12 protein-coding genes and 1 tRNA gene are annotated in these 15,472 nt (G+C 58.1%); all 13 read right to left on the reverse strand.

The genetic code is table 11. The features are described 5' to 3' along the window. Positions 1 to 78 precede the first annotated feature (78 nt). Positions 79 to 2,226, reverse strand: a complete 2,148-nt coding sequence (gene fusA, locus APH34_RS27555) for an elongation factor G (protein ID WP_054903724.1) — start codon at positions 2,224 to 2,226, stop codon at positions 79 to 81. Between the two features lie 30 nt (positions 2,227 to 2,256). After that, a complete protein-coding gene (gene rpsG, locus APH34_RS27560) occupies positions 2,257 to 2,727 on the reverse strand; it encodes a 30S ribosomal protein S7 (protein WP_003246741.1) in 471 nt (156 codons plus the stop codon). Positions 2,728 to 2,833: 106 nt separating this feature from the next. Continuing rightward, a complete protein-coding gene (gene rpsL, locus APH34_RS27565; RefSeq protein WP_003255492.1) occupies positions 2,834 to 3,205 on the reverse strand; it encodes a 30S ribosomal protein S12 in 372 nt (123 codons plus the stop codon). A 211-nt stretch (positions 3,206 to 3,416) separates the two neighbouring features. Next, positions 3,417 to 7,616, reverse strand: a complete 4,200-nt coding sequence (rpoC, locus tag APH34_RS27570; protein WP_054903725.1) for a DNA-directed RNA polymerase subunit beta' — start codon at positions 7,614 to 7,616, stop codon at positions 3,417 to 3,419. Between the two features lie 64 nt (positions 7,617 to 7,680). Beyond that, the gene (gene rpoB, locus APH34_RS27575) at positions 7,681 to 11,754 is read right to left on the reverse strand and encodes a DNA-directed RNA polymerase subunit beta (protein ID WP_054903726.1); all 4,074 of its coding nucleotides are present in this window, start codon (positions 11,752 to 11,754) and stop codon (positions 7,681 to 7,683) included. Then, on the reverse strand, positions 11,754 to 11,924 hold the full coding sequence (locus APH34_RS29465; RefSeq protein WP_156042686.1) for a hypothetical protein: 171 nt from the start codon (positions 11,922 to 11,924) through the stop codon (positions 11,754 to 11,756). The genes rpoB and APH34_RS29465 overlap by 1 nt, the downstream gene beginning before the upstream one ends. Before the next feature lie 49 nt (positions 11,925 to 11,973). Next, entirely contained in the window at positions 11,974 to 12,339 is a 366-nt protein-coding gene (gene rplL, locus APH34_RS27580; protein ID WP_003255496.1) for a 50S ribosomal protein L7/L12, read from the reverse strand. A gap of 78 nt (positions 12,340 to 12,417) precedes the next feature. Then, positions 12,418 to 12,918 (reverse strand): 50S ribosomal protein L10, encoded by a 501-nt coding sequence (gene rplJ / locus APH34_RS27585; RefSeq protein WP_016392128.1) that lies wholly within the window; start codon positions 12,916 to 12,918, stop codon positions 12,418 to 12,420. A gap of 197 nt (positions 12,919 to 13,115) precedes the next feature. After that, positions 13,116 to 13,811, reverse strand: a complete 696-nt coding sequence (gene rplA, locus APH34_RS27590; RefSeq protein WP_054903727.1) for a 50S ribosomal protein L1 — start codon at positions 13,809 to 13,811, stop codon at positions 13,116 to 13,118. Beyond that, positions 13,811 to 14,242 carry a 50S ribosomal protein L11 gene (gene rplK / locus APH34_RS27595; RefSeq protein WP_003255500.1) on the reverse strand — a complete coding sequence of 144 codons (432 nt, stop codon included), beginning with the start codon at positions 14,240 to 14,242 and terminating at the stop codon, positions 13,811 to 13,813. The genes rplA and rplK overlap by 1 nt, the downstream gene beginning before the upstream one ends. Before the next feature lie 119 nt (positions 14,243 to 14,361). Next, positions 14,362 to 14,895 carry a transcription termination/antitermination protein NusG gene (nusG, locus tag APH34_RS27600; RefSeq protein ID WP_003255501.1) on the reverse strand — a complete coding sequence of 178 codons (534 nt, stop codon included), beginning with the start codon at positions 14,893 to 14,895 and terminating at the stop codon, positions 14,362 to 14,364. A gap of 9 nt (positions 14,896 to 14,904) precedes the next feature. Further along, positions 14,905 to 15,273, reverse strand: a complete 369-nt coding sequence (secE, locus tag APH34_RS27605; protein ID WP_054903728.1) for a preprotein translocase subunit SecE — start codon at positions 15,271 to 15,273, stop codon at positions 14,905 to 14,907. Between the two features lie 44 nt (positions 15,274 to 15,317). Continuing rightward, a tRNA-Trp gene (locus APH34_RS27610) sits at positions 15,318 to 15,393 on the reverse strand. Positions 15,394 to 15,472: the final 79 nt, after the last annotated feature.

The raw sequence follows: 15,472 nt of genomic DNA on the forward strand, positions 1-15,472 counted from the left end.
GGTGCCGACGTTAACGTGGGGAAGGGAACGATCAAATTTTTCTTTAGCCACGACAGTGAACCTCTTGCCTAAAGGGGATTAGCCTTGTTTTTTAACGAGTGCTTCGACGATGTTCGACGGAGCTTCGGCGTATTTGGAGAATTCCATGGAGTAGCTTGCGCGACCCTGAGACATGGAACGAACGTCGGTCGCATAACCGAACATTTCTCCGAGCGGAACTTCAGCACGGACGACGCGGCCGGAGACCGACTCATCCATACCCTGGACCAGACCACGACGACGGTTCAGGTCACCCATCACGTCACCCAGGTAGTCTTCCGGGGTTACAACTTCGACCTTCATGATCGGCTCGAGGACCACGCCACCGCCCTTCTGGGCCAGTTGCTTGGTAGCCATCGAAGCAGCGATTTTGAACGCCATTTCGTTGGAGTCGACGTCGTGGTACGAACCGTCGAATACCGCGGCCTTCAGGCCGATCAGAGGATAACCGGCAACGACGCCGTTTTTCATCTGCTCTTCGATACCCTTCTGGATCGCAGGGATGTATTCCTTCGGAATCACACCACCAACGACTTCGTTGGAGAACACCAGACCTTCGGTGATGTTGCCCTTTTCGTCCACGTCCGGCTCGGAGAAGCGAACCCAGCAGTGACCGAACTGACCACGACCACCCGACTGACGAACGAACTTGCCTTCGATTTCGACGTTGGATTTGGTGATCTTCTCGCGGTACGAAACCTGCGGCTTGCCGATGTTGGCTTCGACGTTGAACTCGCGCTTCATGCGGTCAACGAGGATGTCCAGGTGCAGCTCACCCATACCGGAGATGATGGTCTGACCGGTTTCTTCATCGGTCTTGACGCGGAACGACGGGTCTTCCTGAGCCAGTTTGCCCAGTGCGATACCCATCTTCTCCTGATCCTGCTTGGTTTTCGGCTCTACGGAGAGCGAAATCACAGGCTCTGGGAAGTCCATACGCTCGAGGATGATCGGCTTGTCGGCGTTGCACAGGGTGTCACCGGTGGTGACGTCCTTCATGCCGATCAGAGCAGCGATGTCGCCTGCGCGTACTTCCTTGATCTCTTCACGCTGGTTGGCGTGCATCTGAACCATACGACCAACGCGCTCTTTCTTGCCCTTGACCGAGTTGATGACGGAGTCACCGGAGGTCAGGAAGCCCGAGTAAACGCGAACGAAGGTCAGCGTACCAACGAACGGGTCGGTGGCGATCTTGAAGGCCAGGGCCGAGAACGGCTCGTCGTCGTCAGCGTGACGCTCGTCGAACTGCTCTGGCTTGACTTCGTCCTTCGGCACGTCGATCAGATCAGGGTGGATACCCTTGATCGCAGGGATCTCGGTCGGAGCCGGCAGGAAGTCGATAACGGCGTCGAGAACCAGGGGAACGCCCTTGTTCTTGAACGAGGAACCGCAGACAGCAGGAACGATCTCGCTCGCCAGGGTACGGGCGCGCAGACCAGCCTTGATGTCCTCGATGGACAGGTCACCTTCTTCAAGGTACTTGTTCATCAGCTCTTCGTTGGCTTCGGCGGCAGCCTCAACCATGTTGCTGCGCCATTCATTGGCCAGGTCTACCAGATCGGCAGGAATTTCTTCCTCACGGTAGGTAGTGCCCTTGTCGTCGTCGTTCCAGTAGATAGCCTTCATCTTGATCAGGTCAACCTGACCCTGGAAGTTATCTTCCGAACCGATCGCCAGCTGAACAGGAACCGGGGTGTGACCCAGACGGTTCTTGATCTGACCGACAACGCGCAGGAAGTTGGCACCAGCACGGTCCATCTTGTTCACGTAAACAACACGTGGAACGCCGTACTTGTTGGCCTGACGCCATACGGTCTCGGACTGCGGCTCAACGCCGGAGGTACCGCAGAACACAACGACCGCGCCGTCGAGTACACGCAGCGAACGCTCTACTTCAATGGTGAAGTCAACGTGGCCAGGGGTATCGATGACGTTTACGCGGTAGTTGTCGTACTGACCACGGGAACCTTTCCAGAAGGTGGTAACGGCAGCGGAGGTAATGGTGATACCGCGCTCCTGCTCCTGCACCATCCAGTCGGTGGTCGCGGCGCCGTCATGCACCTCGCCCATCTTGTGGCTCAGACCTGTGTAGAACAGGATCCGCTCGGTAGTGGTAGTCTTGCCCGCGTCAACGTGGGCACAGATACCGATGTTACGGTAGCGGTTAATTGCTGTAGTACGAGCCATAAAGCCCTCGCAAAAAGATTGATGCTTGAATTAGAAGCGGTAGTGCGAGAACGCTTTGTTGGCTTCGGCCATACGGTGCACGTCTTCACGCTTCTTGACTGCAGCACCCTTGCCTTCAGCAGCATCCAGCAGCTCGCCGGCCAGGCGCAGAGCCATCGACTTCTCGCCGCGCTTGCGGGCGTAGTCTACGAGCCAGCGCATTGCCAGAGCGTTACGACGGGATGGACGAACTTCAACCGGAACCTGGTAAGTAGCACCGCCGACACGGCGGGACTTCACTTCGACCAGCGGAGCGATGGCGTCGAGAGCTTTCTCGAAGATTTCCAGGGGGTCGCTGTTCTTGCGTGCTTTGACGGTATCCAGAGCACCGTAAACGATGCGCTCGGCTACGGCCTTCTTGCCGCTTTCCATCACGTGGTTCATGAACTTGGCGAGGATCTGGGATCCGTACTTCGGATCGTCAAGGATCTCACGTTTTGCTGCTACACGACGTCTTGGCATGATAAGCCCTCAAACGGTCTTCAGGTTAGCCCGGGACGTGGGTCTTCGACCCCTGCCCGACCTTACTCTTATCGACTCAAAAAAATGGATGTCTGCAAACGGCCGATTACTTCGGACGCTTGGTACCGTACTTCGAACGACCCTGGTTACGGCCTTTGACGCCCGAAGTATCCAGAGAGCCGCGAACGGTGTGGTAACGAACACCTGGCAAGTCTTTTACACGGCCGCCACGGATCAGGACGACGCTGTGCTCTTGCAGGTTGTGGCCTTCACCGCCGATGTACGAGGAAACCTCGAAACCGTTGGTCAGACGCACACGGCATACTTTACGCAGTGCCGAGTTAGGTTTTTTCGGCGTGGTGGTGTACACACGGGTGCACACTCCACGACGTTGCGGGCAGTTCTGCAGCGCAGGAACGTCGGACTTCTCGACCGAACGCTTACGCGGCTGACGTACCAGCTGGTTGATAGTTGCCATCTACTAGCTCCACTGATTGTCTTGCGACTCTATTGTCTTGCAAGAAAGCCAAAAATTGGCGAGACGGAGCCTCACCAAATTTAAGGGTACAAAAGTCTAAAGAGGATCTTGCACCCAGTCAAGACAAGGCCCCGGCCCTCCCCGCCCGGTCATCGGCAACATTTCATGTCGCCGATGACCGCACGTGGCGTGCCGGGGCCCTGCCCTGTACTTAGTTACCGCTGGAATTCAACGCTTCGGTCAGTGCGGCTTCCACCTCACTGGCACTTACGCGCAGCGGTTTGTCTGCATCACGGCGACGCTTGCGCTCGCTGTGATAGGCCAGACCGGTACCGGCCGGGATCAGACGACCCACGACCACGTTCTCTTTCAGGCCGCGCAGGTAATCGCGCTTGCCGGTTACCGCCGCTTCGGTCAGTACGCGGGTGGTTTCCTGGAAGGAAGCCGCGGAGATGAACGACTCGGTCGACAGCGAGGCCTTGGTGATACCCAGCAGCACGCGGGTGAACTTCGAAATGAACTTGTCCTCGGCGGCGAGACGCTCGTTCTCGACCAAAACCTGAGTCAGTTCCATCTGGTCGCCCTTGATGAAGCTGGAGTCGCCCGACTCGGAGATCTCGACCTTGCGCAGCATCTGACGCAGGATGGTCTCGATGTGCTTGTCGTTGATCTTAACGCCTTGCAGACGGTAAACGTCCTGAATCTCGTTGACGATGTATTTCGCCAGCGCGCTCACACCCAGCAAACGCAGGATGTCGTGCGGATCGCTTGGGCCGTCGGAGATAACTTCGCCGCGGTTTACCTGTTCGCCTTCGAAGACGTTCAGGTGGCGCCACTTCGGAATCAGCTCTTCGTACGGATCGCTACCGTCGGTCGGCGTAATGACCAGACGACGCTTGCCCTTGGTCTCTTTACCGAACGCGATGGTGCCGCTGACTTCAGCCAGAATCGAGGCTTCTTTCGGACGGCGCGCTTCGAACAGGTCGGCAACGCGTGGCAGACCACCGGTGATGTCACGGGTCTTCGACGTTTCTTGCGGGATACGCGCGATAACGTCACCAACGCCGATCTGTGCACCGTCAGCAACACCCACCAAGGCGTTTGCCGGCAGGAAGTACTGGGCAGGTACGTCGGTACCTGGCAGGTACAGGTCCTTGCCATTGGCGTCGACCATCTTGATTGCCGGACGGATTTCCTTGCCTGCGGCAGGGCGATCCTTGACGTCCAGCACTTCGATGTTGGTCAGGCCGGTCAGTTCGTCGGTCTGGCGCTTGATGGTGATGTTTTCTTCCATGCCCACGAAGGTCACGGTACCTTTGAGCTCGGTAACGATCGGGTGGGTGTGCGGGTCCCACTTGGCGACGATGGCGCCAGCTTCGACCTTCTCACCTTCCTTGACCGAAATTACCGCACCGTAAGGCAGCTTGTAACGCTCACGCTCACGGCCGAATTCATCGGCAATGGCCAGCTCACCCGAACGCGATACCGCAACCAGGTTGCCATCGGCACGCTCAACCTGCTTCAGGTTGTGCAGGCGTACCATACCGCCGTTCTTCACCTGGACGCTGTCGGCAGCCGAGGTACGGCTTGCAGCACCACCGATGTGGAACGTACGCATGGTCAGCTGGGTACCCGGCTCACCGATCGACTGAGCAGCGATAACGCCGACAGCTTCACCGATGTTCACCTGGTGACCGCGAGCCAGGTCACGACCGTAGCACTTGGCGCAGATGCCGTAACGGGTTTCGCAGTTGATCGGCGAACGCACGATCACTTCGTCGATGCTGTTCAGCTCGATGAACTCGACCCACTGCTCGTCGACCAGGGTACCGGCCGGGACAATGACGTCCTCGGTGCCCGGCTTGAACACGTCACGGGCGATTACACGGCCCAGTACACGCTCACCCAGCGGCTCTACAACGTCGCCGCCTTCGATATGCGGGGTCATCAGCAGGCCGTGGTCGGTACCACAGTCGATCTCGGTCACGACCAGATCCTGCGCAACGTCTACCAGACGACGGGTCAGGTAACCGGAGTTCGCAGTCTTCAGTGCGGTATCCGCCAGACCTTTACGCGCACCGTGAGTCGAAATGAAGTACTGCAGTACGCTCAGACCTTCACGGAAGTTCGCGGTGATCGGCGTCTCGATGATCGAGCCGTCCGGCTTGGCCATCAGGCCACGCATACCGGCCAGCTGACGGATCTGTGCTGCGGAACCCCGCGCACCCGAGTCAGCCATCATGTACATCGAGTTGAAGGACTCTTGCTCGACTTCCTTGCCCTCGCGGTCGATGACCTTCTCTTTCGAGAGGTTGGCCATCATCGCCTTGGACACTTCGTCGTTCGCCTTCGACCACAAGTCGATGACCTTGTTGTACTTCTCGCCCTGGGTTACCAGGCCGGAGGCGTACTGGCTCTCGATTTCCTTCACTTCATCCGTGGCATTGCCAATGATGCGGGCTTTTTCATCCGGAATGACGAAGTCGTTCACACCGATGGAAACGCCGGAAATGGTCGAGTAGGCAAAGCCGGTGTACATCAACTGGTCGGCGAAGATGACGGTCTCTTTCAGACCAACCACGCGGTAGCACTGGTTGATCAGCTTGGAGATCGCCTTTTTCTTCATCGGCTGGTTGACCACGTCGTACGGCAGGCCTGCCGGTACTACCTGGAACAGCAGCGCACGGCCAACGGTGGTGTCGACGATGCGGGTATTCTTGGTAACGCTGCCATCGCGATCCTTCACGGTCTCGTTGATACGGACCTTGATTTTCGCGTGCAGGGCAGCTTCGCCGGCGCGGAATACGCGGTCGACTTCCTGCAGGTCAGCGAATACGCGACCTTCGCCCTTGGCGTTGATGGCTTCACGGGTCATGTAGTACAGACCCAGTACAACGTCCTGCGACGGAACGATGATTGGCTCACCGTTGGCTGGCGACAGAATGTTGTTGGTCGACATCATCAGCGCACGCGCTTCGAGCTGGGCTTCCAGCGTCAGCGGCACGTGAACGGCCATCTGGTCACCGTCGAAGTCGGCGTTGTACGCGGCACAGACCAGCGGGTGCAGCTGGATTGCCTTACCTTCGATGAGCACAGGCTCGAACGCCTGGATACCCAGACGGTGAAGGGTCGGTGCACGGTTGAGCAGTACGGGGTGTTCGCGAATCACTTCAGCGAGAACGTCCCACACCTCTGGCAGCTCGCGCTCGACCATCTTCTTGGCAGCCTTGATGGTGGTCGCCAGACCACGCATTTCCAGCTTGCCGAAAATGAACGGCTTGAACAGCTCCAGGGCCATCTTTTTCGGCAGACCGCACTGGTGCAGACGCAGGGTCGGGCCTACGGTAATTACCGAACGGCCGGAGTAGTCCACACGCTTACCGAGCAGGTTCTGACGGAAGCGACCTTGCTTACCTTTGATCATGTCGGCCAGGGACTTCAGCGGACGCTTGTTCGAGCCAGTGATGGCGCGACCGCGACGGCCGTTGTCCAGCAAGGCGTCGACCGCTTCCTGCAGCATGCGCTTTTCGTTGCGCACGATGATGTCCGGCGCCGACAGATCGAGCAGGCGCTTCAGACGGTTGTTACGGTTGATCACCCGACGATACAGATCGTTCAGGTCGGAGGTCGCGAAGCGGCCGCCATCCAGCGGCACCAGCGGACGCAGGTCCGGCGGCAGTACTGGCAGGACGGTCAGAACCATCCACTCAGGCAGGTTGCCCGAGCCCTGGAAAGCTTCCATCAGCTTCAGGCGCTTGGACAGCTTCTTGATCTTGGTTTCCGAGTTGGTCTGCGGAATTTCTTCACGCAGGCGGCCGATCTCGTGCTCCAGGTCGATAGCGTGCAGCAGCTCGCGGACAGCCTCGGCACCCATGCGGGCGTCGAAGTCGTCACCGAACTCTTCCAGCGCTTCGAAGTACTGCTCGTCGTTGAGCAGCTGACCCTTCTCGAGGGTGGTCATGCCCGGATCGATCACGACGTAGCTCTCGAAGTAGAGCACGCGCTCGATATCACGCAGGGTCATGTCCATCAGCAGGCCGATACGGGACGGCAGCGACTTCAGGAACCAGATGTGAGCAACCGGCGAGGCCAGTTCGATGTGCGCCATGCGCTCACGACGAACCTTGGCCAGGGCAACTTCAACGCCGCACTTCTCGCAGATTACGCCGCGGTGCTTGAGGCGCTTGTACTTGCCGCACAGGCACTCGTAGTCCTTGACTGGGCCAAAGATCTTGGCGCAGAACAGGCCGTCACGCTCAGGTTTGAACGTACGGTAGTTGATGGTTTCCGGCTTCTTAACTTCACCGAACGACCACGAACGGATCATTTCAGGCGACGCCAGACCGATGCGGATGGCGTCGAACTCTTCGACTTGACCCTGGTTTTTCAGCAGATTCAGTAGGTCTTTCAAGGCCTTTCCTCCTGGCGGAGCAGGAAGCGGGCAATACCTGCCCCGCTCCCCTTCGCGTCACGTGTTATTCGGTTTCCAGATCGATATCGATACCGAGCGAACGGATCTCTTTGATCAACACGTTGAAGGACTCGGGCATGCCCGGCTCCATACGGTGATCGCCATCCACGATGTTCTTGTACATCTTGGTACGGCCGTTCACGTCGTCCGACTTCACTGTGAGCATTTCTTGCAGGGTGTATGCCGCGCCGTATGCTTCCAGCGCCCACACTTCCATCTCCCCGAAACGCTGACCACCGAACTGCGCCTTACCACCCAGCGGCTGCTGGGTAACCAGGCTGTAGGAACCAGTGGAACGCGCGTGCATCTTGTCGTCCACCAAGTGGTTCAGCTTGAGCATGTACATGTAACCAACGGTCACAGGACGCTCGAACTTGTTGCCGGTGCGACCGTCGAACAGCACCATCTGGCCGCTCTCTGGCAGGTCCGCCAGCTTCAGCATGGCCTTGATCTCACGCTCCTTGGCACCGTCGAAGACCGGGGTAGCCATAGGCACACCTTTCTTCAGGTTGTTCGCCAGGGCGAGGATCTCTTCGTCGGTGAACTCTTCCAGGTTCTCCTGACGACCACCGATTTCGTTGTAGATTTCGGTGAGGAAGCCACGCAGCTCAGCTGCCTTGCGCTGCTCTTCGATCATCCGGTCGATCTTCTCGCCCAGGCCCTTGGCCGCGAGGCCCAGGTGGGTTTCAAGGATCTGACCGACGTTCATACGCGAAGGTACGCCCAACGGGTTCAGTACGACGTCGACCGGCGTACCGTTGGCGTCGTGCGGCATGTCTTCGACCGGCATGATCACCGAGACGACACCCTTGTTACCGTGACGGCCGGCCATCTTGTCACCCGGCTGGATGCGACGGCGGATTGCCAGGTAGACCTTGACGATCTTCAGTACGCCCGGAGCCAGGTCATCGCCCTGCTGCAGCTTGCGCTTCTTGTCTTCGAACTTGTCGTCCAGCAGGCGGCGGCGATCGACGATGTACTGCTGAGCCTTTTCCAGCTGCTCGTTCAGTGCATCTTCAGCCATACGCAGCTTGAACCACTGGCCGTGCTCCAGACCGTCCAGTACTTCGTCGGAGACCACGGTGCCTTTCTTCAGGCCCGCACCACCGTCGACCACCTGGCCGTTCAGGGCTGCACGCAGACGTTCGAAGGTAGCACCTTCGACGATGCGGAACTCTTCGTTGAGGTCCTTGCGGATCTCATCCAGCTGCATCTTCTCGATGGCCAGGGCGCGGCTGTCGCGCTCAACGCCATCACGGGTGAAGACCTGTACGTCGATGACGGTACCCTTGGTGCCGGTCGGCACGCGCAGGGAGGTGTCCTTAACGTCGCTGGCCTTCTCGCCGAAGATCGCGCGCAGCAGTTTTTCTTCCGGCGTCAGCTGGGTTTCGCCTTTTGGCGTTACCTTGCCGACCAGGATGTCGCCAGCGCCCACTTCGGCACCTACGTAGACGATACCCGCTTCGTCCAGCTTGTTCAGTGCGGCTTCACCCACGTTCGGGATGTCCGCAGTGATTTCCTCTGGGCCAAGCTTGGTGTCACGCGCCACACAGGTCAGTTCCTGAATGTGGATGGTGGTGAAGCGGTCTTCCTGGACCACACGCTCGGACAGGCAGATGGAGTCTTCGAAGTTGAAGCCGTTCCACGCCATGAACGCGATGCGCATGTTCTGACCCAGCGCCAGTTCACCCATGTCGGTGGACGGGCCGTCGGCCATGATGTCGCCACGCTGCACCTTGTCACCTTTGCTCACCAGCGGACGCTGGTTGATGCAGGTGTTCTGGTTCGAGCGGGTGTACTTGGTCAGGTTGTAGATATCTACACCTGCTTCACCGGTTTCGACTTCGTCGTCGGCAACGCGCACGACGATGCGGCTGGCGTCGACCGAATCGATCACACCACCACGGCGAGCAACCACGCAGACACCAGAGTCACGGGCGACGTTGCGCTCCATGCCGGTACCGACCAGCGGCTTGTCAGCGCGCAGGGTAGGTACAGCCTGACGCTGCATGTTCGAACCCATGAGTGCACGGTTGGCGTCGTCGTGCTCAAGGAACGGAATCAGCGAGGCAGCAACGGAAACAACCTGCTTCGGCGAAACGTCCATCAGGGTGACGTCTTCCGGCGCCTTGACGGTGAATTCGTTCAGGTGACGGACCGCTACCAGCTCATCGATCAGCTGCTTCTTCTCGTTCATCGCGGCCGAAGCCTGGGCGATGACGTGATCGGCTTCTTCGATCGCCGACAGGAACACGATGTCGTCGCTGACCACGCCTTCCTTCACCACACGGTACGGGCTTTCCAGGAAACCGTACTGGTTGGTGCGGGCATAGGCTGCCAGGGAGTTGATCAGACCGATGTTCGGACCTTCAGGGGTCTCGATCGGGCACACACGGCCGTAGTGGGTCGGGTGTACGTCACGGACTTCGAAGCCTGCGCGCTCACGGGTCAGACCACCTGGGCCAAGCGCGGAGACACGGCGCTTGTGGGTAATCTCGGAGAGCGGGTTGTTCTGGTCCATGAACTGCGAGAGCTGGCTGGAACCGAAGAACTCTTTCACCGCCGCCGCAACCGGCTTGGCGTTGATCAGGTCCTGCGGCATCAAGCCTTCGCTTTCGGCCATCGACAGACGCTCTTTGACCGCACGCTCGACACGCACCAGGCCAACGCGGAACTGGTTCTCGGCCATCTCACCGACGCAACGTACGCGACGGTTACCGAGGTGGTCGATGTCGTCGACGATGCCTTTGCCGTTACGGATGTCGACCAGGGTCTTGAGGACCTCGACGATATCTTCCTTGCTCAGCACGCCCGAACCTTCGATCTCGGTGCGACCGATACGACGGTTGAACTTCATGCGGCCAACGGCGGACAGGTCGTAACGCTCGGCGCTGAAGAACAGGTTGTTGAACAGGGTCTCGGCGGCGTCCTTGGTTGGTGGCTCGCCTGGACGCATCATGCGGTAGATCTCGACCAGCGCTTCCAGTTGGTTGCTGGTGGTGTCGATCTTCAGGGTATCCGAGATGAACGGACCGCAGTCGATATCGTTGGTGTACAGGGTCTCGATGCGGACGACCTGAGCCTTGGCGATCTTGATCAGCAGCTCGGTGGTCAGCTCGGTGTTGCACTCGGCCAGGATCTCGCCGGTAGCTGGATGCACGATAGCCTTGGCAGTGGTGCGACCCAGGACATATTCCATTGGAACGTCCAGCTGGTTGACACCGGCCTTCTCGAGCTGATTGACATGGCGCGCGGTAATACGGCGGCCTTGCTCGACGATGACCTTGCCGCTGCCGTCATGGATGTCCATGACCGCGACTTCACCACGCAGACGCTGAGGCACCAGTTCCAGGCTCAGTTTTTCGCCGGAAATGTGGAACACGTTGGTGGTGTAGAAGGTGTTCAGGACCTCTTCGGTGCTGTAACCCAGCGCGCGCAGCAGTACCGAGGCCGGCAGTTTGCGGCGACGGTCGATACGCACGAACACGCAGTCCTTCGGGTCGAACTCGAAGTCCAGCCAGGAGCCGCGGTAAGGAATGATGCGAGCGGAGTACAGCAGCTTGCCGGAGCTGTGCGTCTTGCCACGGTCGTGGTCGAAGAACACACCAGGCGAACGGTGCAGCTGGGAAACGATCACACGCTCGGTACCGTTGATAACGAAGGTACCGTTCTCAGTCATCAGGGGGATTTCACCCATGTAGACTTCTTGCTCTTTGATGTCCTTGATCGCTTTGTTCGACGATTCCTTGTCGAAGATGATCAGGCGCACCTTGACCCGCAGTGGGACCGCGAAGGTCACGCCACGCAGGACACATTCCTTCACATCGAAGGCGGGCTCGCCCAGGCGATAGCCTACGTACTCCAGGGCAGCATTGCCGGAGTAGCTGATGATCGGGAATACCGATTTGAAGGCCGCGTGCAGGCCGACGTCGCGGAACTGATCCTTGGATGCTCCCGCTTGCAGGAATTCGCGATACGAATCCAGCTGGATGGCCAGGAGGTAAGGCACATCCATGACGTCCGGCAACTTGCTAAAGTCCTTGCGGATACGTTTTTTCTCAGTGTATGAGTAAGCCATCAGCGTTCCCCAGCTTGGTCACCTGCTTGTTTGGCTTCTCCCGGCGGGAGCAGCCAGAAAATCGTGCAAACCCCTTGGTTTGCGCCACCCACATGGGTGTCTTGCAGCTTGTTATCGGGGCCGACCTGATCGACCACCAATAACGGAAAAAGGCCGGTGGCATAAGCCACCAGCCATCAGCCTTCGCTCAACGCTCCGGCTGGAGTCGCAAAGTCGAAATTACTTCAGCTCGACTTTAGCGCCAGCTTCTTCCAGCTTCTTCTTAGCGTCTTCAGCGGCTTCTTTCGAAACGCCTTCAGCTACGACCTGAGGAGCGCCATCGACTTTCTCTTTGGCTTCTTTCAGGCCCAGACCGGTCAGTTCGCGAACGGCTTTGATCACGTTCACTTTCTTGTCGCCGGCTTCAACCAGAACAACGTTGAACTCGGTCTGCTCTTCAACAACGGCAGCAGCAGCAGCTGGGCCAGCAGCGGCAACAGCAGCGGTAACGCCGAAGGTTTCTTCCATTGCTTTGATCAGCTCAACAACTTCCAGAACGGTTTTCTGGCCGATTGCTTCGATGATTTGTTCGTTAGTCAGAGACATGACTTAAATCCTGTATTGGGGTGACAGCCTACGCAGCCATCAAATTAAACGTATGATTTTGAAAGAGTTCCGCGTGCCTTAGGCAGCGGTCGCTTCTTTCTGGTCGCGAATGGCTGCCAGAGTACGAGCCAGCTTGCTGGTAGCGCCTTGGATCACGCTCATCAGTTTCGCAATAGCTTCGTCGCGGGTCGGCAGGGTAGCCAACACGTCGATCTGGTTCGCTGCAATGAAATTGCCGTCAAACGCAGCTGCCTTGATCTCGAACTTGTCCTGACCCTTGGCGAACTCTTTGAACAGACGAGCAGCAGCGCCCGGGTGTTCGTTGGAGAAAGCGATCAGGGTCGGGCCTTTGAACGCGTCGTTGAGGATCGAATACTCGGTGCCTTCAACTGCGCGCTTGAGCAGGGTGTTACGTACGACACGTACGTAAACGCCAGCTTCGCGGGCCTCTTTACGGAGTCCGGTCATTGCGCTTACAGTCACACCACGGGCATCGGCCACGACAGCGGACAGAGCGACTTTGGCAGCCTCGTTGACTTCAGCGACGATGGCCTTCTTGTCTTCGAGTTTAATTGCCACGGGTTTACTCCTGGTTTTTACCGTTTCATCTGGCCGAAGCCGGATGTCGTTTTGGTGTCTGATTCGGTAACGAATCGGGAGCACCATCTGCGTAGGCTTGTGGTTTAAGGCTTGCGCCGCCTACGGTCTTGGATAGCCCCCGCCAGGCAGGGACCCCAATTTTTGCTGGCAACGCGACAAGTCGCGCTGCCATGGTCTTACGCGTTCAGCGAGCTCTGATCGATGACCAGACCTGGGCCCATGGTGGTGCTCAGGGTAACGCGCTTGACGTAGATACCTTTCGAGGAAGCCGGCTTGATACGCTTCAGATCAGCGATCAGGGCTTCAACGTTTTCCTTCAGCTTGCCAGCTTCGAAGCCGACCTTGCCAACGGAGGTGTGGATGATACCGTTTTTGTCGGTACGATAGCGAACCTGACCCGCTTTGGCGTTTTTGACAGCGCCAGCGACGTCTGGAGTCACAGTACCAACTTTCGGGTTAGGCATCAGGCCGCGAGGACCCAGAACCTGACCCAGCTGACCCACAACGCGCATGGCATCAGGCGATGCGATGACGACGTCATAGTTCAGGTCGCCGGCTTTCATTTCGGCAGCCAGATCGTCCATACCTACGCGGTCAGCGCCGGCGGCCAGAGCGGCTTCAGCAGCCGGGCCCTGGGTGAAGACGGCAACGCGAACGGTTTTGCCAGTGCCGTGTGGCAGCACGGTAGCGCTACGGACGACCTGGTCGGATTTACGTGGGTCAACGCCGAGGTTGACGGCAACGTCGAAGGATTCGCTGAACTTCACGGTGGACAGTTCGGCCAGCAGCACGGCTGCTTCTTCGAAGTTGTAAACTTTGCCAGCTTCGATTTTCGAAGCAATGGCCTTTTGGCGCTTGGTCAGCTTAGCCATTACACACCCTCCACGTTCAGGCCCATGCTGCGGGCAGAGCCAGCGATGGTGCGTACAGCAGCGTCCAGGTCAGCAGCGGTCAGATCAGCCTGTTTAGCCTTGGCGATATCTTCCAGCTGAGCGCGGGTCACGGTACCGACTTTAACGGTGTTCGGACGGGCCGAACCACTGGTCAGGCCAGCAGCTTTCTTCAGCAGAACCGAGGCAGGGGTGCTCTTGGTTTCGAAGGTGAAGCTACGGTCACTGTAAACAGTGATGATAACTGGAGTCGGCAGACCGGCTTCTTGACCCTGAGTACGGGCGTTGAAGGCCTTGCAGAACTCCATGATGTTCACACCGTGTTGGCCCAGTGCTGGACCAACGGGTGGGCTTGGGTTGGCCTGGCCGGCCTTAACTTGCAGCTTGATGTAAGCCTGAATCTTCTTAGCCATGAGCTACTCCAAAATCGGGTACGAACGCCAGATGGCTCCCCGGATGACTTGCGTTTTATCCCAGTGACGACAAAACCCCGCAGCACACAGGGCTGCGGGGTATGGGATGCTTCGTCCGCCTAGACCTTTTCGACCTGGCTGAACTCGAGCTCCACCGGAGTAGAGCGACCGAAAATGAGTACCGCCACCTGGAGGCGACTCTTTTCGTAGTTAACCTCTTCGACACTACCATTGAAGTCAGCGAACGGACCATCAATGACTCGAACCACTTCACCCGGCTCGAACAGCGTCTTCGGCTTCGGCTTGTCGCTACCGTCGGCAACGCGACGCAGGATAGCCTCAGCTTCTTTATCGGTAATCGGCGCAGGCTTGTCTGCGGTACCACCAATAAAGCCCATCACACGAGGGGTATCCTTGACCAAGTGCCAAGTCCCTTCGTTCATCTCCATCTGGACCAGAACATAGCCAGGGAAGAATTTACGCTCACTCTTGCGCTTCTGGCCGTTGCGCATTTCGACGACTTCTTCGGTCGGAACCAAGATCTCGCCGAAACCGTCTTCCATGCCAGCCAGCTTGACGCGCTCGATCAGGGAGCGCATTACATGCTTCTCGTAACCCGAGTAAGCATGCACAACATACCAACGCTTAGCCACGGGACACCTTTAGCCAACGATCAGGGAGACCGCCCAGCCGAGCAGGGAATCAAGACCCCACAGCAGCAGTGCCATAACCAACACGACAGCCACGACAATCAGAGTGGTCTGGGTGGTTTCCTGGCGGGTCGGCCACACGACTTTACGAATCTCGGCACGAGCTTCCTTCGCCAACGCAAAGAACGACTTACCCTTCGCGGTCTGCAGGGCAACAAAGCCTGCGACTGCAGCCAGGGCGAGAAGTGCAAGGACGCGATACAGGATTGGAGAGGCGGAGTAATACTGATTACCCACAACACCAACAACAACCAAAGCCACTACAGCCAGCCACTTGAACAGATCAAAACGCGATTCTTGGGCTTCAGTTTTGGGAGTCATCGGGGAGGATCCTGTAAGAAGAAAGCCAATCACACCGAGGTGAATGGCAGGTCAGGAGGGAATCGAACCCCCAACCTACGGTTTTGGAGACCGTCGCTCTGCCAATTGAGCTACTGACCTTTAACGCTGTATCAGGCCGGCCATTATACCGGCCTGATCAAGTAAATCAACTACTTATTCAATAATTTTTGCGACAACA

This window comes from Pseudomonas sp. NBRC 111131, from assembly GCF_001320525.1.
In the GTDB taxonomy this organism is placed as follows: Bacteria; Pseudomonadota; Gammaproteobacteria; order Pseudomonadales; family Pseudomonadaceae; genus Aquipseudomonas; species Aquipseudomonas ceruminis.

Bases quoted from the DNA above. Each gene is read 5' to 3' on its own strand.
- rpsG (WP_003246741.1), bottom strand. From the start codon at position 2,727: ATGCCAAGACGTCGTGTAGCAGCAAAACGTGAGATCCTTGACGATCCG.
- rplL (WP_003255496.1), bottom strand. From the start codon at position 12,339: ATGTCTCTGACTAACGAACAAATCATCGAAGCAATCGGCCAGAAAACC.
- rpsL (WP_003255492.1), bottom strand. From the start codon at position 3,205: ATGGCAACTATCAACCAGCTGGTACGTCAGCCGCGTAAGCGTTCGGTC.
- rplA (WP_054903727.1), bottom strand. From the start codon at position 13,811: ATGGCTAAGCTGACCAAGCGCCAAAAGGCCATTGCTTCGAAAATCGAA.
- rplK (WP_003255500.1), bottom strand. From the start codon at position 14,242: ATGGCTAAGAAGATTCAGGCTTACATCAAGCTGCAAGTTAAGGCCGGC.
- rpoB (WP_054903726.1), bottom strand. From the start codon at position 11,754: ATGGCTTACTCATACACTGAGAAAAAACGTATCCGCAAGGACTTTAGC.
- secE (WP_054903728.1), bottom strand. From the start codon at position 15,273: ATGACTCCCAAAACTGAAGCCCAAGAATCGCGTTTTGATCTGTTCAAG.
- fusA (WP_054903724.1), bottom strand. From the start codon at position 2,226: ATGGCTCGTACTACAGCAATTAACCGCTACCGTAACATCGGTATCTGT.